Source organism: Lentimonas sp. CC4 (genome assembly GCF_902728235.1).
Classification (GTDB): Bacteria; Verrucomicrobiota; Verrucomicrobiia; order Opitutales; family Coraliomargaritaceae; genus Lentimonas.
This window is the reverse complement of sequence record NZ_CACVBO010000001.1, coordinates 1,751,480-1,770,277: the sequence shown is the minus strand read 5'-3', so window position 1 is coordinate 1,770,277 and position 18,798 is coordinate 1,751,480. Positions and strand designations below refer to the sequence as shown.

At 52.2% G+C, this 18,798-nt stretch carries 18 protein-coding genes; 8 read left to right on the top strand and 10 right to left on the bottom strand.

Going from position 1 to position 18,798, the window contains the following annotated elements; genetic code table 11:
- Positions 1-242: 242 nt before the first annotated feature.
- Entirely contained in the window at positions 243-1,043 is an 801-nt protein-coding gene (locus GZZ87_RS07830) for a lipopolysaccharide kinase InaA family protein (protein ID WP_162027653.1), read from the bottom strand.
- A 192-nt stretch (positions 1,044-1,235) separates the two neighbouring features.
- Here GZZ87_RS07830 and GZZ87_RS07825 point away from each other — a divergent pair, with 192 nt between their 5' ends.
- Genes GZZ87_RS07825 through GZZ87_RS07815 form a run of 3 tightly spaced genes read left to right on the top strand, consistent with a single transcriptional unit; the run spans position 1,236 to position 3,514 of the window.
- Complete coding sequence (locus tag GZZ87_RS07825; protein WP_162027654.1) at positions 1,236-2,066, top strand: lipopolysaccharide kinase InaA family protein; 831 nt, start codon at positions 1,236-1,238, stop codon at positions 2,064-2,066.
- The gene (locus GZZ87_RS07820) at positions 2,047-2,718 is read left to right on the top strand and encodes a lipopolysaccharide kinase InaA family protein (protein ID WP_162027655.1); all 672 of its coding nucleotides are present in this window, start codon (positions 2,047-2,049) and stop codon (positions 2,716-2,718) included. Before GZZ87_RS07825 ends, GZZ87_RS07820 begins: the two co-directional genes overlap by 20 nt.
- Positions 2,719-2,725: 7 nt before the next feature.
- The gene (locus GZZ87_RS07815) at positions 2,726-3,514 is read left to right on the top strand and encodes a lipopolysaccharide kinase InaA family protein (protein WP_162027656.1); all 789 of its coding nucleotides are present in this window, start codon (positions 2,726-2,728) and stop codon (positions 3,512-3,514) included.
- Between the two features lie 12 nt (positions 3,515-3,526).
- Here the strand turns inward: GZZ87_RS07815 and GZZ87_RS07810 are convergent, their stop codons facing one another.
- Positions 3,527-4,660, bottom strand: coding sequence for an ATP-binding protein (locus tag GZZ87_RS07810; RefSeq protein WP_348534036.1), 1,134 nt, complete (start codon positions 4,658-4,660; stop codon positions 3,527-3,529).
- A gap of 261 nt (positions 4,661-4,921) precedes the next feature.
- Here GZZ87_RS07810 and GZZ87_RS07805 point away from each other — a divergent pair, with 261 nt between their 5' ends.
- Positions 4,922-6,664 carry a carbamoyltransferase C-terminal domain-containing protein gene (locus GZZ87_RS07805; RefSeq protein ID WP_162027658.1) on the top strand — a complete coding sequence of 581 codons (1,743 nt, stop codon included), beginning with the start codon at positions 4,922-4,924 and terminating at the stop codon, positions 6,662-6,664.
- A 160-nt stretch (positions 6,665-6,824) separates the two neighbouring features.
- Here the strand turns inward: GZZ87_RS07805 and GZZ87_RS07800 are convergent, their stop codons facing one another.
- On the bottom strand, positions 6,825-7,616 hold the full coding sequence (locus GZZ87_RS07800; protein ID WP_162027659.1) for a glycosyltransferase family 2 protein: 792 nt from the start codon (positions 7,614-7,616) through the stop codon (positions 6,825-6,827).
- 257 nt (positions 7,617-7,873) lie between these two features.
- Between GZZ87_RS07800 and GZZ87_RS07795 the strand changes: the two genes are divergently transcribed.
- Complete coding sequence (locus GZZ87_RS07795) at positions 7,874-8,377, top strand: DUF1919 domain-containing protein (protein ID WP_280178263.1); 504 nt, start codon at positions 7,874-7,876, stop codon at positions 8,375-8,377.
- Between the two features lie 17 nt (positions 8,378-8,394).
- Here the strand turns inward: GZZ87_RS07795 and GZZ87_RS07790 are convergent, their stop codons facing one another.
- Positions 8,395-8,646, bottom strand: a complete 252-nt coding sequence (locus GZZ87_RS07790; RefSeq protein ID WP_162027661.1) for a YecH family metal-binding protein — start codon at positions 8,644-8,646, stop codon at positions 8,395-8,397.
- A 306-nt stretch (positions 8,647-8,952) separates the two neighbouring features.
- On the opposite strand from GZZ87_RS07790, the gene GZZ87_RS07785 reads away from it, so the two are divergent.
- Entirely contained in the window at positions 8,953-9,402 is a 450-nt protein-coding gene (locus GZZ87_RS07785; RefSeq protein ID WP_162027662.1) for an Rrf2 family transcriptional regulator, read from the top strand.
- 16 nt (positions 9,403-9,418) lie between these two features.
- Here the strand turns inward: GZZ87_RS07785 and GZZ87_RS07780 are convergent, their stop codons facing one another.
- From GZZ87_RS07780 to GZZ87_RS07765, 4 genes are all read right to left on the bottom strand, one after another.
- On the bottom strand, positions 9,419-9,901 hold the full coding sequence (locus GZZ87_RS07780; RefSeq protein WP_162027663.1) for a hypothetical protein: 483 nt from the start codon (positions 9,899-9,901) through the stop codon (positions 9,419-9,421).
- A 13-nt stretch (positions 9,902-9,914) separates the two neighbouring features.
- Complete coding sequence (locus GZZ87_RS07775) at positions 9,915-11,915, bottom strand: hypothetical protein (RefSeq protein ID WP_162027664.1); 2,001 nt, start codon at positions 11,913-11,915, stop codon at positions 9,915-9,917.
- 268 nt (positions 11,916-12,183) lie between these two features.
- Positions 12,184-12,519: a hypothetical protein gene (locus GZZ87_RS07770; protein ID WP_162027665.1), complete on the bottom strand. Its 336-nt coding sequence runs from the start codon at positions 12,517-12,519 to the stop codon at positions 12,184-12,186.
- A 261-nt stretch (positions 12,520-12,780) separates the two neighbouring features.
- The gene (locus GZZ87_RS07765) at positions 12,781-13,383 is read right to left on the bottom strand and encodes an HNH endonuclease (RefSeq protein ID WP_162027666.1); all 603 of its coding nucleotides are present in this window, start codon (positions 13,381-13,383) and stop codon (positions 12,781-12,783) included.
- Between the two features lie 115 nt (positions 13,384-13,498).
- Between GZZ87_RS07765 and GZZ87_RS07760 the strand changes: the two genes are divergently transcribed.
- The gene (locus GZZ87_RS07760) at positions 13,499-14,560 is read left to right on the top strand and encodes an alkaline phosphatase D family protein (protein WP_162027667.1); all 1,062 of its coding nucleotides are present in this window, start codon (positions 13,499-13,501) and stop codon (positions 14,558-14,560) included.
- A gap of 284 nt (positions 14,561-14,844) precedes the next feature.
- Here GZZ87_RS07760 and pheA read toward each other — a convergent pair whose 3' ends face one another.
- Both pheA and scpB read right to left on the bottom strand, forming a co-directional pair.
- Positions 14,845-16,137 carry a prephenate dehydratase gene (gene pheA / locus GZZ87_RS07755; RefSeq protein ID WP_162027668.1) on the bottom strand — a complete coding sequence of 431 codons (1,293 nt, stop codon included), beginning with the start codon at positions 16,135-16,137 and terminating at the stop codon, positions 14,845-14,847.
- Positions 16,130-16,930 (bottom strand): SMC-Scp complex subunit ScpB, encoded by an 801-nt coding sequence (scpB, locus tag GZZ87_RS07750; protein ID WP_162027669.1) that lies wholly within the window; start codon positions 16,928-16,930, stop codon positions 16,130-16,132. Before scpB ends, pheA begins: the two co-directional genes overlap by 8 nt.
- Positions 16,931-17,075: 145 nt before the next feature.
- Between scpB and ilvD the strand changes: the two genes are divergently transcribed.
- Positions 17,076-18,791 carry a dihydroxy-acid dehydratase gene (ilvD, locus tag GZZ87_RS07745; RefSeq protein ID WP_162027670.1) on the top strand — a complete coding sequence of 572 codons (1,716 nt, stop codon included), beginning with the start codon at positions 17,076-17,078 and terminating at the stop codon, positions 18,789-18,791.
- Positions 18,792-18,798 lie beyond the last annotated feature (7 nt).

Genomic DNA, 18,798 nt, shown 5'->3' with positions numbered 1-18,798 from the left:
ATAAAGGGCTCTAGGAGAATCGTTCACTGCCAGTTGATGCAATCCATAAAAAGACTCTTATACTCACACGCATCAAGAATTGTGATGCGACATAAATCGCAGGTGGCCACCCGCCTGCAACCTAGGGGGCCATTAGCCATGTCGGTCGAGCACCTAAAGGAACTCGACTACACTTTTCACAAACCATGATGCGTGCCGGCACAAATGGGGCGATCCGTGACAAAAGCAGCACGCTCCCCCCCTTAAGCATCCACGACTGTCGATTTGAGGCTCCCTCGCTGCTCGACTTCTTTGACCCACTTGAGCTGCTTCGGGCTAAATGTGTCTGTTTGAAAGTAATCCAACAGAAACTGAAGCTTCTGTTCACGACTGAAAAAACGATCCGATTTCCTTAACAATCGAGATAAATCTTCAGTCACAAATATTTTTGAGCGATACGGCCGACGAGCACGCTCCAAGTCGATTAACCGTATCGGATAGCTACCCGCTTGCTCAGCACCAATAAAGATGTGCTGTGGCTCAAATGAGAAATGCGCCCACCCAGTCGCATGCATGACGCGGGCTGCTTCGCCCACGGAAGCCATCACTTGGCGAACCTTCTCATCCGGATTCGGATTGGTCAGCTGAACATCCGTCAGCCATTCCCTCAACCCCACAAAACCGTCCAAAGCTCGTGTAATCACAATCGAACCCACGTCTCTGCCTTTACGCCACTTGGCAAAAAGCAATAAGTCAGGCAACAAGCCTGTATCCTTAAGCCCCTCAAAGGCATCCATCTCGCGTTCATAGCTCAGCCGCTTGCGCATGCCGTTCTGAATCGTGCGATAACAATGATTTTCCTGAACCTTCAAAAACAACACGACTTGTTTATCCTCTGCGACTTCCGAGTTCAGACAGAGCCGAGTGACTGCACTCCACCCTCCCATCCGGTAGTTCGGCTCCTCAAACCACTCGAATTCACGCGTTGTGAGTGCTTCAATGTCCAATAGTCCCGCTGCAGACAAGTGCTGCTCCCATTCCGGAGCGATGATCGTTTTTTTCAATTTTAAACATAGGGGTGTGCTTACAAGCCGTTTTGTGCTGTCGCGAAGAAACGGCGGGCTAGCAAGAGGCATGCCATCAAGTCTAAAAATTTGAAAGCCTCAAAAGGACAAACAAAGACAGTTCTGCTGCGTAGCCTCCCCCGCCTTTAGTCTTGTTAAGTCGCAAGATCCTTTCAGATTCGTTCCTTTAAAATGCCTGTAAACATTGACGACATTTCAGCTCAAACCGACGCACTCCGGAAAGATTATAACTTTCTGGATGCGTTCGGAGTCGATGCATCCAAGGTGCGTGATCGCTCACAAGTCTTTCAGCGCTCGTTCACCGAAAATGGGGTCGAAGTCCACACCTTCGTCAAAGTCTATAGCTACCGGAAGTCCCCATTCCAGCGACTCTGGCGCCGAGGCATCGCCCGCATCGAAGCACGCAACCTGCTTTTTTTCAGCACAATTGGCATCACTTCCCCGCGTGTCGTCGCATGGGGACAGCGAAAGAATGCAATCGGTAAGATCGTCGACGAATTCATCATTACCGAGGCCATTCCAGAGACGCAGACCCTCGACGAATTCATGACCAGCACCTGCCCCGACCGCAGCCAGCCGGACTACTGCAGCCTGCGTGACAGCCTGATCGACCAACTCAGCCGAGCCACCGCAAGCATTCACGCACATCACTTCTACCATCAAGATCTAAAGTGGCGCAACGTCCTCGCCCGCGCCAAAGGTGACCAAGCCGAACTGTTTTGGATCGATTGCCCCAAGGGCGATTTCACCCAATCACCGCTCCACCAAGAACGCCGTGCGCTGAAAGACTGTGCCACCCTCGACAAGCTCGCGCGCCTACGTTGCACGCAAGAAGAGCGCCTACGCTTCGTGGCAGGCTACCTCGACCAACCCATCGATGCGCCCGAGGTGAATACCTTCGCCCAAGCCATCTCCGACTACCGCCGCAAGCGCTTCGACGCCGAGGACGAACGCCAAGCAATTCAACGCCAAGCCAGAGCCCATGCTGCCAACTCTAAGTAACCGCGAATTTGAGGCCCTGACCCAAGGCGCCCAGATACTCGAACAAGACAGCTTCGGCCTGAAAGTGCTACGCTTGCCCGATGCTCGTATCTTAAAACTGTTTCGTCGCAAACGCCTACTCTCCTCGCAACTCTGGGCACCCCACGCCCAGCGCTTTGATCACAACGCCAAGGCCTTACTCAAGCGCGGCATCCCGACTATTTCAGCCGAAAAAACCTTTGCACTCCCCGAGATGGAGCGCACCGCGGTGCTCTACCACGAGCTGCCCGGCACCACACTAAGACAATGGCTACGCGAGCACGAAGGCGAAGAGGCTAAAACGCTCATCGAGCAATTCGGCTGCTTCGTAGCAAAACTCCATGCTGAAGGTGTCCTCTTTCGTTCACTGCATTTCGGCAACGTGCTCGTCACCCCCGAGCAAGACCTCGCCTTGATCGATATTGTCGACATCAGCTTTCGCCGCCGCGGACTCACCTCGAAGCAACGGATCCGTAATTTCGCTCACATCGGGCGCTACGCCGAAGATCACGCCCTTTTTACTAAGACAGGCGAGCAGACTTTTATTGAAGCCTACCTGAATGCCGCCCAAGTTAACCCAGAAGAACGAGCAGCACTCCAAGCCGCCTTTCTCAAAAGCCTAGCGGAACAATAGAGTCGATATGTTTGAAACGAAAAAAACGTGGGTTTCCCCGAGATGGGAACGCGCCCTAAAAGACGCCGGCCTGCTCGACATCGAGTCGGTCACCACGCGCGAGTTCGACTGGTTCGAAGAGCCCAACCGTCGCCGTGGCGGCTGGAGCGGCGTCACCCGAATCGTGCTCAATCCTGAAGCTGCGCCGCAAGATCAAGAAGCCGTCTTCTTAAAAATCCAGCAAAACCACTTCTATCGCGCCGCCAACACCCTGTTTACCAAACAACTCACCTTTGAGCGCGAATTTGAGGTGCTCCAACAACTCGATAGCGTCACTAATTCGATCCCCGAAATGGTGCTGTTCGCCAAATGGCGCTCTGGCTCAGACGTCGGCGCAATCTTGATCACCAAAGCACTGGACGACTGGTTCCCGCTGCCAGACTGGCTCAATGGCTGGAGGGGCCATGTCGCCCCGGATGAAGCCACCTTTCAAAAAGCACTCGAAGCAATCGCCAAAGGCGCACGTGAAATCCACCAAGCTGGCTGGGTGCATCTCTGTTTCTCTGCCAAACACCTCTTTGTTCGTCCAAAAGACGACGGCAACTTCGAAACCTGCGTGATCGACATGGAAAAATGCCGCAAGCACCTGAGCGCCGCACATCGCACCCGTAAGGACTGCGCCCACTTCATGCGCCACACCCCCGGACTCACCGAAGCACACAAGCTCGCTTTTACTAAAGCCTATTTCCAAACAGACACTTTCACCGATGCCCAAAAGCGCATCATCAAAAAAATGCGCGGCGGCCCCGCGATTTGAGAACTTACGAGTTCATATAACTTCTGCCAAAGCCGAAACAGCTCGCCAAGGCAGCACATCCACAGCGTCCTCCTTCCAGTCAGAGTCTCCTCCATAGACCAACTGAGGTGCTCCCGACACATCGCCGGCCAACTTTCGCCACTTATTTAAATTGCCCAACCAGTCACTCGCAAAGGTGGCACCTGACTTGATTTCAATAGGACACAACCGTCCCGCTCGCTCAGCAAGCACATCGACTTCAAGCCCTAGGTTATTACGCCAGAAATACAGATTGCTGCGTTGGCCACGGTTGAATCGTCCTTTAGCCAATTCAACGATTACCCAGTTCTCAAACAATGCACCGCGCAAAGGATGTGTCGCCAATTGCGAAGCATTTTCAATCCCCAGCAGACGCACAGCCAAACCCACGTCCCAAAAATATAGCTTCGGTGTTTTAACCACCCGCTTGCGAAAGTTGCTATGATGCGGCTGCAAGCGGAAAGCCACATAGGATGCCTCCAGAACCGAAATCCAACTCTGGACAGTGCCATGATTGAGGCCACAGTCCGCACCGATACGGCTGGCGTTAAGTAACTGCCCAACATTGCCCGCACAGAGCGCAAGAAAGCGCTGATAATGACTCGTATTCTGAACTTGTAGAATCTGCCGCACATCTCGCTCCACATATGTATCGATGTAAGCGTTCAGCCAAAGGACAGGATCAATCTTCTGATCATAAATTGGCGGATACGCACCACGAAACATGACCTCGTCCAATGATTCCGCCAGCTCCCCGTGCGATGCCAGCTCCCCTGAACTAAAAGGCAATAGGCTCAACAGACCCACACGACCAGCCAAAGTCTGCGAGATCTGCTCCATCATACCAAATTGTTGCGATCCGGTTAGAATAAACTGCCCTGCCCGTGAACTCTCATCCAAGACACCCTGTAAATAAGAAAACAACGACGGAACTCGCTGCACCTCATCCAGGATACAACCATCAGGATAACGAGATAAAAAATGACGCGGGTCGCGCTCCGCTCGCGCTCGCTCATCAGGTGCCTCCAAAGAGACATACGGCTTCTGCGGAAACACTTTGCGACTGAGTGTCGTCTTACCCGACTGACGCGGTCCCGTCACGACAACCGTCTTAAACTGAGCAGCCATTTTCCTTAGCAATGGCTCTATATCCCGATCAATCATACTCCAATTATACAATATGAGATTTGTTTTGTCAATTTGTATAAATATATTCACAGGATCAAGGGATCCGATGCAGGTCTATAGGTAATGCTCATAAAACCGCCAGTTTACGGCGCAAATTGGAATCTCTAATTCCTTTCTACCGCCGAGCCTCAATCACTACTTCAGACTCGCTGCCTAATTTGAGAACTTGCGCTTCGCGAAGAAGCAACCTAACACAAGACCATGAATATTTTAGGACTCGGAGGTGCCGTAGGGCACGACCCCGCAACGGCACTCTTTATTGACGGCGAGCTCGTCGCTGCTGTCGAAGAGGAACGCCTCATCCGCGACAAGCATGCGAAAGGAAAAACCGGCGTCGAAGCAACCAAGTATTGCCTCAAACAAGCCGGTCTCAAACCGACCGATATCGACATCGTTGCCTATCCGTTCGCGGCCATGCCCTTCTTCTACCCTGGCCGTTGGGCATACGCGAAACGTTATGCGTATGCACCGGACCGTGCGCTCACTGCGATCTTTAACGGTAACCGCCGCTTCAACCGCAACAAGCAGAACGCCCTCGCGATGCTCGAAGAACTCGGCTTCGACATGACGAAGACCAAGTTCCAGCCAGTTGAGCACCACATGGCACACGCCAGCAGCGCCTACCACCTCAGTGGATTCGAAGGCAAGACAGCTATTCTCGGCATCGACGGTAAAGGCGAATACGCCACCACCTTCTTCGGTTACGCCGAAAACGGCAAGATTCATAAGATCAAAGAATTTTACGATCCCGACTCACTCGGCGGCGTTTACGGCGCACTCACTGAGTTCCTCGGCTTCGACATGCTCGACGGCGAGTTCAAGGTCATGGGCATGGCACCTTACGGCGATCCGAAGAAATACGACTTCTCCCGCTTGATCGAATACGGCAACGGCGAGTTCAAGGTCAACACCGACTACGTCAACGTCATCGGCAACCGCCGCTATAAAGAAAACGGCAAAGGTTACTACTTTAGCCCCAAACTCATCGAATGGCTCGGACCCAAGCGACAAGGCGACGAAATTGACGATCCGTATATCGACTACGCCGCATCCATTCAGCAACTCCTCGAAGACGTCGCCCTGCATCTGATCGAGTATCATTTAGGCGACATTCTCAAAACAAACGGCGGCAAGCTCGCCTTCGCAGGCGGCGTTGCGCTCAATGTTAAGTTGAACCAGCGCATCATGGCGCTCGACTACGTCAAAGAACTCTTCGTGCAACCCGCAGCCAGCGATGCCGGCACCGCCATCGGCGCTGCGTCCTACGCGGCAGTCGAAGCCGGAGAGACGATTCAGCCACAAAAGCACGCCTATCTCGGGCCCGCTTACACCACGGACGAATGCATCGAAGCCTGCAAGCAGCACCCCGCGAAACCAGAGTGGGAAATGCTCGACGATCCTTCTAAGACCGGCGCACAAATCATGGCCGCAGGCAACCCGCTCTCATGGATGCAAGGCCGCCTCGAATTTGGACCTCGCTCACTGGGCAACCGTAGTATTCTCGGTGATCCGAGCTACCCGGGCGTCGCTGACCGTATCAACGAACAGATCAAATACCGCGAACGCTGGCGCCCCTTCTGCCCCAGCATGCTCGACACCGTAGCCGAAGATCTGCTGCAGTCCGATCACCCCGCACCGTATATGACCTTCACCTTCGACATGGCCGAGCACTGGAAGCCTCGCGTGCCCGAAGTCGTGCACGAAGACGGCACCGCCCGCGCACAGATCGTGACCGAAGACACCAATCCCCGCTACTACGCCCTGCTTAAAGAGCTAGAGAGTCTACGCGGGCACGGCGTCTGCCTCAACACGTCACTGAACCGTCGCGGCGAACCCATGGTCTGCTCACCAACCGATGCGTTGAACATGCTCTACGGCTCCGACCTCCAGTTTTTGATTATGGAAAACATCCTAATCCGCAAAGCTGGCGCTCCTGAGTTTTAAACGACGAGCGACCTAGCATTAAGCTCTATGTAAACACGACATCATTTAAAATAAGAGGCTGGAGGTGATCATCATCTCCAGCCTTTTTCTTGGCGATCTCTCAGCATAGAAATTTCGAACCACGCCAAAGCGTCCTTCCCACGAACAGACCCGATGCAATTTAGACGTATATTCTGCGGGTGAGATATCCACCCAATAGCGGAATTCTCCGCAAGCTACGAATTCGGCCGATTTGACGCTGCAAGCCTGATGGCCAGACATGAGGATACTCTTTCTTCTCTGCTAAGAGTGAATCCGCAACTTTACGGGCTTTAAATGCGTCACTTTTCGACAACTGGTCCGGGTGCTTGGTATATAGATACAGCACCTCTGGCAGTAGCCCGATCTTCAGCCCGCGTGAGACTGCACGTGCCCAAAAGTCTTTGTCTCCTATAATTTCAAAGCGATCCTCAAACATTCCAGAATCCTGCTGTAACGCCCGACGCCACACAAAGAAAGGCCCGGGCCTCAGGCTTATATCCAACTGCTTTAGGCGGTTCTCCTCAAATGAATTGAGATCTCCATCTATCCCTTGTTTCGCGATTAGCACAGTAAACAGGTCGCTCTGAGCCTTGGGCATTTCAGTCAACACGCGCTCGAGCAACTTCGGGTGCATGGCATCGTCCATATTCGAAATACAGACAAATGGCGCCGTGGCAGCCTCCCACCCCACATTCCATGCAGCATATAAGCCTAAGCGCTCCTCAAAAGTAATCAGCCGGCAATTCACATGCGAATCACAGAAAGGCTCCAACACCTCGCGTTCCTTCCCTGGCGATGCCGGCTCGACGAAAATAAACTCGGCTCGTGAAAAAGCGGTTTGAGACTCAATTTCCCGCAATTTCTTATCTACCAACGCACGATCATTGTAGGTGCTGATCAGCACAGAAATTTCATAGTGGGGGCAAGACATTACCCCAATCAGTAGCCTCAGCCCTATTGACCGACAAGTTTCTTTTCTCATTGCTCACAATAAAACGTCACACTCTGATCAACGAGTAACTGACCTACTTCACCCTACGGCGAACAAACAAACCATCTAACTTCACCATGCTTAAAAAGCGCACAAGACGAATCAATCGCTGGCGATTCAAGCGCTCCATCAAACGATTGCGGAATACGAAGTTTTGCTTAATCTCGAATAACTGCCTCGGCCGACGCCTTTATTAGATTCTAGGAAGAGACTATAATACCCCCTTTGTCGGGTTGTTCATGATGCCAGAGTGCTTTACAGAGTTGGTCACGAACTTCGAGGAATATATGGAACAAGAGATTCGCTTCGTAAACGAATCAAAATATCCCATTCACGACCAGCAACGCAAAGCCAACAAACTCTATCCGATCGGCATGCTCGGAAACTGTGAAATCCATTTCCTGCACTACGAAAACGAACAAGACGCTCTAGAGAAGTGGAACCGACGTAAACAACGAATCGACACCAAGCACCTCTACTATGTGATGGTCGCGAATGGGGCTTACGATGAAGCAATGCTCACACAATTCGCGGGCACTAACGCCAGCAATAAAGTATGCTTCCACCGCGAACAAGGAGCCAAGCTGCCAACTGGCGTCTACATCCCCTCAGAAGATCCAGAAATGGGAAACCTCTACTCGCAGTATCAGCGCTTCGTCGGATGGTTCGACTTCAGCGACTGGATATTGAATCGCAAGTAGCACATCGCCCCAAACCTCTAATGGCTGCAACGACGCGTCGTATCGAAGCTAAATGCTTCGGCTGTGCCAGTAAATTTGCCGCGTGAATCAAGGAAATCGATTACGCCATTGGCATCCATGCCACTTTCGGAACATGAGCGGAAGCGCGTCGCTTCACCAAATTTGCTGTTAATTGCCGCACGGAGTGTTTCGCGAGAGTAGACGCCGTTATCAGCCTCCATCATTTCGAGGACTTCGTGCACGTGTGCTTCTTGATGTTGTATTTCCATATTAATATTCCTGTTTGATCCGAGTTAGGCCTAGGTCGTTTACCGTTCGCCCTTTGCAGAAAAGTGCCCCACCATTCGTCGCCGTAACGGTAGCGCATCTTAGGACTCAGTCAATCAATAATTAAATACCTTTTATTCTACATTATGTATAAGTTGACTGCTAAGTTGTAGAATACCGCCTCAATTCAGCCGAATGGAAAGTGTCCGCCGGCATTTGGGGCGCCGGGTGACTCATCTATACGCTTGCGCTTCGTGTCGCCATTCCCATTTTCTCTGGCGAAGTCTCATTAGGAGACACGCACAAAGATGATTAAATACGGGAAAACGGCTCAAAACGCGATCTCCGCCATGAGCTTCCTCGCGGAAGCTTACGATGGCGGCACCACACGTGTGAGCTCACTCGACATCGCCAAGTCCCGCGAGCTCCCCAAGCCACTCGTTGCGAAGCTCCTAGTCGTCCTCTCACAAGCGGGCTTCGTATCCGGAGCCCCAGGCCCGAAAGGTGGCTACAGCCTAGCCAAAGATCCGAGCGAAATCACGCTACACCAGATCGTCGATCAATTCGAAAAGACGGGCGACACCATCATGTGCCCCTTCGGCCCAAACTGGTGCGGCAATAAAGAGCCCTGCCCCCTGCATCACGAAATCGTCGACATGCAAGAGCGCCTCAGCACGTTTCTGTGCAGCACCACCTTGAAGGTCTTCCAACAAAATGAGGTCACGACTGACGGCAGCCTCGAAAGCAGCGCACTGTAAGGGCACTGTTGGAATACTACCGACTTTCCGCAGCATCAAGCGCCTGACGGGTCTGTTGATACAGAATGGTCCCATCGTGCACCCCTTCTTGATAGATGAACTTACCAGCCTCCACATCAAAGATCATATCCCTGCCAAGCACTCGCCCCCACCAAACACGAATGAACAATAGCTTTTCATTGATCCAGTGTGCCTGAGTCGGAAAATTCATATAACTACCCCGTAGTAAAATCGTGTAATGATGGGCTCCTGAAATAACTAGCCGCTGCTCCTCACTCTCGGGATCCACCGGCTGGATCTTAAGCCAATAAGCCTCGTTCGGAGAATACATCGCACCTTCAGCTGCCGACGTTGCTGCCGTCCTCTTCACTTCCACACGGTCATCGCATGGCTGCTCCAGCACGGTATGAATGTTACGGGGCTTTGTCCATTGCGAAGCATCTGGCGCCGCAGAGGCAACAGAACTCAACAATAGTAGCAATGTGAGTAGACGTCTCATAGTCGCTGAAAATTCATCTTGATGATTCGCTTGCCAGTTCGGCCATATGCGCATCTATCCCTTGTTGACGCTTGCTTGCTACCGTGCTGCTCATCAGCAAACAGACCTCATCCGAAAATGCCTTCAATGCGGATCGATCACCATCACTCAATTGCACATAGGCTGAATCAAAATGCAAAGCGAAGGTCTTAAAGTTTTCATGCGCTCGCCCCCAACCGGTAAAATACACATATTTATAAGCATAGATGGCCCACAACTTAGCGCGAATCAGCGGCTCGGAAGTCTCCCATGTCGTCAGCAATAAATCGGCATAGCGCGCACCCTCAGTGCCTAGGTGACTCGCTTTGTAATCACGTAGCGCGGGTGCGAGTTCGTTAAAGTGATGGCGCTGGATAAGTGCACAGATCTCATTAACAGGAAGTTGCGAGGACCGTAACTCTCGCTCCAATTGAGCGACATACACAGCTCGCAAACGACCACCTTGCGCGTATGCAGCTTCAGCTAAATCATCGAACAACGTCGATATTTGTCGGCTATCCTCCCCCAAACGAAACCTCGCCATGAATTCGTCGAAGTATTTATCCGAATTTCGCCTTAGCAGCAGTTGTGCATAAACGCTTGAAGTATAGTCGAGCGGTTCATTGGCGATTCCTCGATAAAGAGCCTCAAGGATCGCATCAATTCGAAGATCTGCATAGCGCTGAGGATCTTCATACGGAATGAGGCAACGCAGTGCTTCGATCCTCATCTGTCGCTCTACCTGCGGATTCGAAACATAGTCTAACAACCAATTCACTGCAAATACTTCTCCTTCGAAGGAACCCTCTCGTTGCAACACTTGAACCGCGCGAACCAACAAATCGCTACGTTCATCAGCAATCACTTCGTGCGCTAAATTTGCTGCATACGCTTTATCGACATAATTGATCGCAGAGAAGAGCGACCGCGCATCGCGACCAGTCACATCCTCCAAGCGCTTTGCAAGCATCTCACAATAGGCCTCTGGATACTTCGCTTCGACCTGACAAAAGGCCCAACGTGAAAGCGTGTCATCTTCAAGCGCAAGATTCGATAGCACACTCAAGTCTTGGTTCGCATCTATCTGCTGGATTGCAATCCGCGCATCCTCAAGCAAACCAGCCGCGACAATACGCTCTAAATACGGACGTGCCTCAATGATCGCATGGTCTCCAGCAGCCAGGATCGCAATACCCACCACTGATTCAGAAATGTAACGATCCGAAGTATCATATCTTTCCAACGCCCATGGCACAAAGGAGGCAATCGTCTGATGACCGACCGGACGTTCTAAAATCGAACGTAGAATCATTAACGAAAAGTTCAGCGTTACCTCTGAATTAAAAAACCTCCCGATACGCTTATGCATCAAACCACTCCCAGACCATGTCCGTCCTGTTACAATTTTCGCATCTGCCTCATTCGAAAGAAAATACTTCATCTCTCCACGCGAATCAGCGGTCGACATCATGGTGCTATAGCTCGAACGGCGAGGCCCCGATTCAGTCGACCGAGGCTGTTTTCGATCAAAACGCATCTCAGCTAGATAGCGAATCACTCGATACACATGCTCGGCTTCCACTGGTTCAAGTGCGATACGCCGAAAGGTATACTGCGTCTCGGAAAGCGTCAGGTTATAATAGCCTGGCCGCCCTGCCGAAGTGCGTGCAGCAGCATAAATCAGCTCGCACCCTTCAGCAGTCAGACTCAGCTGATAATGTGAAGAGCCACGCGAGTAACAGCCATCATTGTTCAAATTGATGACGACTTGCCGTGGCATGCTCATATCCTCAAGCACTTCCGCTTGAAGTCCCAATGTAAAATCACCACGATGCTGAGTGGATCGATGCTGATTGACTAACTTCGTTGCCGCAGCATTCGCGTCCAACTCCCAAAATCCATCAGGCAACTGACTGCCTGGTTTATTCGCCGCACCCACCGCACGACTCCGCTCCTGTGGCGTCTGCATGAACTCAATCAAGTCCGCAGTAGACATCTGCGATAATACCCCCTCATCCGTCGCGGAAAGAAGCAAAACAGAGGAGACCAAGCCTAATATGAAATGAAGTGCTCGCATGAAGAGAAGCTAAGCAAGGTGATAATATCGCTAATTCGTAAACCCAACCTTGGGGGCCTCAGGTTTCGGAGTTGCCACAACATTGCTAGATTCGATTTCTGCTTCAGAGACATCATCCCATCTCACCTTCAGTGGCTGACGCCCTTTCAATGGGACCTCGACCCAACTCGCACTCATCGCGGGTAACTTAAGTTTTTTGCGGTCTGCTGTCATCAATGGATGAGAATTCACCCTCGTCGATCTCGAAAAAACCTTCGAAAGCGTTCGAGATCACAGTAATGACTAACTGCCCCTCTCGCTTTACGTAAGTCAGTTTGTAGCCCGCATACATTTTCGTGCTTTGATCTGCGCTCGGCGCTCCAATATAAAACTCATGGGTATCCGCAAAGCTTCCTTGATTCGCTGCGAGCTCAAGGAGTTGACTGGAACCGTATTGAACATCCTCCACCTGTATGCATTCAGTGCCAAACAACTGACTAGCCGCACATAGTAGAGAAATGACACTGGAAGTGACTTGATTCATAATTCCTAGGGTATATTCATATGATCCGCTCAGACCAGCAAAGCAGCCAAAACTAACGCCACAGAATCAGGACAGTCAACGCCTATACCAAGCCGCTCTATAGGCATCACTCGATGCGCCTAAGAGACAAGAAAGGCACCAGCGCCAAAAAAAGCGGCAAGATGCCGCTTCTACTTTCAGGCCTCAGCCTCAAGTCTCAGGTCTCAGGTCTCAGGTCTCAGGTCTCAGGTCTCAGGTCTCAAGTCTCAGCCCTCCTCCCCCTCACGCTTCTTGCTTGAGCTTTATGAAATGCTCCCAATCGGCGTCGTAAGTCTGATCGATCAACGAACTGATAAACGGCCGAAAGCGTGGACGTTCCGGCTTTTTCATCAAATGCATACTCGCTTGATGCGGCAAGCGATTTGCTTTGCGCGTGTTACACGGAATACACGAAGTCACGATATTTTCCCATGATGTGCGCCCGCCTTTCGCGCGTGGAATCACGTGATCCATATTCAGCTGATGATCTGGAAAATGATTCCCGCAATACTGGCAACGATAGTGATCGCGCTCAAATAGGTTGTCCCGCGAAAAGCGAACTTCTTGCACTGGCAACTTATCGTAGCCGCGCAACAACAGCACCTTTGGCACGCGCACCCGAAGGCGCACGGTTTGCACATAGCCTTCAGCCTCGGTCGGCTCCGCCGCCGCAGAATGTTCCAACCATGCCGCGGAATCCATCACCTGAAAGCTGCCATCGCCCGTGTAGATGACTTGCGCATGGTCTTGCAATAAAAGGCCAAACGCGCGCTGAACCCCAACTATATTGACTGCTTGCCAGAGTCGGTTCAGAACGAGGACTTTATATGTAAGACCAGTGCCCATCTGGGTCTTAAGGTCATAGTAAATATCCCGTTGCTGTCAAACAAGTTAAGGTGACGATCTGGTAAAGATATCTCAAACTCAGATGCTCTACCTTATGCGGAAAAACACGAAATCCATGTCCAATTATATTCTGACAAAAGTATTTATCCTAGGAGTGCTTGCAATAATTGCTGTGCCCGATTCTGGAATAGCCGAGAGCCAGCCTGCAGAGCCATCAACTGAATTTCTATCCGATGGAGTCTACGCCAACCAGTCAATCCGCCAGATTGCCTTTGGGTCCTGCAATAAGCCTAAGAAGGATCAAGGCTTTTGGGATGTAATTCGAGCTCAGGAACCTGACATGATGCTGCTCCTCGGAGACAATCACTACGGGAACACCTCGGATCCTGTGCGTTTAAAAAGGGCTTATGATAGATTGGCTGCCATTCCACAGTATCACATTTTTCGCCAGAATATCCCGACGTTCCCGACCTGGGACAACCATGACTATGGTGATCCCTATCCTGGTCGGAACCATCCTCATGCAGAGCAGTCTGAGCAACTGTTCCTTGATCATTTTTTAATTCAAAAAGCAGATATCCGTCGCTCGCGAACTGGAATTTATGGAGCCTGGATTTTTGGCGAGCAGCCGCAGCGCGTTCAAGTCATCATGTTGGACTTGCAACGGTTTCGCGATCCCTTTCAGGAAGGAACAAGAGAGGAACAGTTTGCACCTCAACCAGGGAAAACACTGATGGGCGTCGCGCAATGGGAATGGTTTGAAGAACAACTTCAAAAAGAAGCGGATGTCCGCATTGTAGCATCGGGAATCCAAGTGCTTTCCAATGAGCACTCGTGGAGGCGATGGGGAATGTTCCCTGATGAGCGAGATAGACTGCTTCAAGTCATTAGTGAAACAACAGGAACCATTGTATTGTTATCAGGAGACAGGCATCGCGGCGAGTTCTCGGTGATGAACCCTGACGGCGAGCGCCCGTTGTTCGACCTTACAGCAAGCAGTTTCAACGCCTGCTACCCCGGCAACGAAAAAAATAACCTGCGGGTCGGAGAACTAGTCGATCAGTCACATTTTGGCTGGTTGGAAATCAATTGGGAAGAGCGTTTGATCAAGATGCAATTACTCTCCGCCCAAAGCGGCGAACCCCTGCTCACAAATACTGTAAAGATTCAGCCTTGAGCACACCGTCAACCTGCTACTTACGCTCAATTGAGCGCTCTGTGATACCACTCAAACTGGAAAGCTCGGTAATCGTGACTTCGGAATTCTCCTACGTAAACTCTCCGAAGCTTCGGGTAAGCAACGAATACAGGGATCAACAAAAAGCTCTTTCGATTCATTTCGAAAGATACGCAGCACGAAATACCACAAGACTGAACTCGTAGGGTCTTTGCGAAAACCACAAGTATACCGACGCCCTCAAACGTATCGCGGTTCGCGCAAGCACGACCCCTGCTATTTATCTACCCGCGCTTGTCGTTCGGATAACTGCCAAGCCATTTCACCAGCGAGCAGTGCTCTTCGAGTTCGGCGATCGCCTCCTGCACGTGCGGCTCGTCGTAGTGGCCGATGAAGTCGATGAAGAATAAATACGCCCATGCCTGCTTACGCGTCGGACGCGATTCGATCTTGCTAAGGTTGATCCCTCGTGAACCAAACGGACGCAGTGCCTTTTCCAAAGCGCCGGGCTCATCTTTAAGTGAAACCACCAAGCTGGTTTTGTCGCGTCCATCGCCGAGTGGCTTGGCGCGGGTCTTGCCAAGCACCAAGAAACGAGTCACGTTATCGTCGCGATCCTGAATGCTGCGCGCTTGAATTGGCACTTCATAGCGCTGCGCGGACAGTTCACTGGCGACGGCAGCGATATTTGCGTTGTCCTTCGCGGTGCAGACCGCCTCTCCGGTGCTGACCACATCGACAAAGATCGCATGTGGCAGATTCGCATGTAGCCACTCACGGCATTGCCCGAGCGCTTGATCCTTCGAACGCACTTCCGTGATTTGATCGAGCGGTGATTGTGAAATCAAGCAATGCTCAACGGGCAGATAGACCTGCGAACAAATATGCAGATCGGATTCGACAAGCCTATCCATCGAGTGAAACACCGCGCCATCGGTGGAATTCTCAATCGGCACCACGCCGTAGTCGGCGCTACCGCTTTCGACTTCAGCAAAGACATCAGGGATCGTTTTAATCGCACGGTATTCCAGGCTCACTCCAAAATTACAGATCGCAGCTTGATGCGTAAAGGTCGCTTCCGGCCCGAGATACCCAATCACCAATTTCTTCTCTAGCGCGATGGAGCCTGAAATGACTTCGCGGTAAACGGACTGGAGCGTGCTGTTATTGATCGGACCAGGGTTGAGCGCTGCGACTTTTGCCATGACCTGCGCTTCGCGTGTCGGATCGTAGTAATCGGCTCCGTTGGCATGCTTGATTTTGCCGATTTCGCCGGCGTGCTGCACACGTTGGTTGAGCAGCGTCACAATCTTTAAGTCGAGTGCATCGACGACCTCGCACTCCAGTTTACGAGCATCCGGAGCAAGCCCTGCGAGCATCATCGCGCGATAAATAGCCTGCAAAGTCGCATCCGACAGTGGCCCAGGGTTCAACCTCGCAACCTTATCGAGCACCTGCGCTTCGCTTAGGCCTCCATCTTGGCACGTGCGTTCATTAAGTAGCTGCACGACTTCTTTATCGATCGCGTCGATCGCATTGCGATTACGCAGTAATTTGGCGTTAATATCTTCAGACATTCGGGGATTCCTCTTCTAGGTCGGATTTTTGAGCAGCATCGCTCTCGGCGTTCTCTTTTTGCCAGTCCACTTCTACAAATTTTTCGTCGAGCGGCAGCTCGTCGGGGTTTCGCTCCTTGGCCAGCCCCATATCTTCATCAGTAATAGCTTCTTCCGGCTCCTCGCTGCGGCGCATCCAATCATCGATCTGATGATTGCTCAGCACATCCGAGGCAGGTAACTCGTCGAGTTCCTTGATACCAGTAAATTCTAAAAACTTTTCAGTGGTGCCATATTGAATGGGGCGCCCTGGCAATTCGGCGCGGCCTGTCACCAGCACCAACTCCAGCTCGACCAAGCGATTCAGCGGTCCATCAACCGACACGCCACGTATCGCCTCCATTTCCGCACGTGTCACCGGTTGGCGATATGCAACAATCGCCATCGTCTCCATTGCAGCAGGGCTGAGCTTCATCGGGCGCGGCTCGCCACGTAATAAACGCACAAACTCGGCAAACTGCGGCGCGGTCACAATCTGGTAGCCGTTCGGCCCTTCGATCAGGCGATATGCCTTATCCTCGACTTCGGCGGCGTCCATCAACTCCTTGATCGCCTGTTGAATTTGCCCTGGTGTGACACGCGCTGGAATCGGCTCGATCGCGCCTTCCTCCCCTTCAGCAGCCTTGTCATGTTCGGCGGCTTCGACCAATTCAGAGTGATACCGCACAAAGATTTTACCCAAACTTTTCAAGTCAATCGGCTCTGCAGTCGAGAGCAGGAGGGCTTCAAGCGTCTTATTGAGATCAAATTCCATGGTTAATAGTTAGCAGTAAAATGGTGAATTAAAGCCCTTATGCGTAAAAAGGGTATTGTCGAACTTCCCGCTATTCATTGATATCTCCGCTTTTCTGCAACGAGAATCCTATTTTCTGACTATTTAATCCGTCTCAAATTTTATCATGGCTAGCAAAAACACACGTCCACACTCCTCTATCGTCGTTGATGGCGACGACCGCGCACCAGCCCGCTCGATGCTACGCGCAGTCGGTTTCGAAGATGAAGATTTCAAAAAGCCACAGATCGGCGTCGCCAGCTCTCCTAGCGACCTGACTCCCTGCAACATGCACCTCGGCGATCTTGCAGCGCATGCCACTAACGGCATCAACGCCGCGAACGGTAAAGCCGTCAACTTCAGCACCATCACCGTATCCGACGGCATCAGCATGGGCACCTCAGGGATGCGCTACAGCCTGGTCTCACGCGACGTCATCGCTGACTCGATCGAAACAGTCGTCGCAGCAGAAGGCTTCGACGGCCTCGTCGCGATCGGCGGTTGCGACAAAAACATGCCTGGCTGCATGATCGCCCTCGCCCGCCTCAACCGCCCAGCGGTGTTTGTATATGGTGGCACCATCCTTCCCGGCTTCCTGCCAAAGGATAAAGACGAAGAGTGCAACGCGATGGATATCGTCTCCGTCTTCGAAGCAGTCGGCAAGCACGCAAAGGGCGAATTGACCGACGACGAACTCAAAGAAGTCGAGAAATACGCAATCCCAGGCGCTGGCTCTTGCGGCGGCATGTATACTGCCAACACCATGGCCAGCGCGATCGAAGCGCTCGGTATGAGTCTTCCAGGCAGCTCCGCTCAAGTCGCCATCGGCGAAGCGAAGCGTAAGGACTGCGAAAATGCCGGCGCGGCAGTGCTTAAGCTACTCGAACTCGACATCAAGCCGCGCGACATCATGACGCGTAAGGCCTTTGAAAATGCAATCACCACATGCCTTGCACTCGGTGGCTCCACCAATTTGATCCTGCACCTGCTTGCGATTGCGCACTCTGCAGACGTCAACCTGACCATCGACGACTTCAAGGAAATCGGCGAGCGCATCCCGCTCCTCGCAGACGTGAAGCCATTCGGCAAATACAACATGAGCCACCTCATCCGCGTCGGCGGCATCCGCCCAATGATGAAGATCTTGCTAGACCGCGGCCTCCTCCACGGCGACTGCATGACAGTCACTGGCGAGACGCTCGCCGAATCGCTCAAAGACGAGAAGCCTTACCCAAGCTATCCCGACGAGCAGGACATCATCCGTCCATGGGATCAGCCAATCAAAGAAACGACACACCTACGCATCCTACGCGGCAACCTCGCACCCGAAGGCGCGGTTGGTAAGATCACAGGTAACGAAGGTCTCCACTTTAAGGGCACAGCCAAAGTTTACGAATGCGAAGAAGAAGCCCTCGTGGGCATTCTTCGCGGCGACGTCGTCGCAGGCGATGTGGTTGTCATTCGCAACGAAGGCCCCGTCGGTGGCCCTGGCATGCGTGAAATGCTTTCACCCACCAGCGCGGTGGCAGGTCGCGGCCTGATTCAGGAAGTCGCCCTCATCACAGACGGACGCTTCTCTGGTGGTAGTCACGGCTTCGACGTCGGGCACATCACACCGGAAGCAGCGAAGGGCGGCCCGATCGGCATCGTCAAGAGCGGCGACCAAATCGAGATCGACGCGGTCAAAAACACCATCGACCTACTGATCGACGACGCTGAATACGACGCCCGCATGGCAGCCTTCAAACCAACCGGCGCAGGCTCGAAGCGCGGCGTGCTCGGCAAATACGCCGCCACCGTCGCCACCGCCTCCGAAGGTGCCGTCACTGATAAAAATCTGTAGCGCGGGA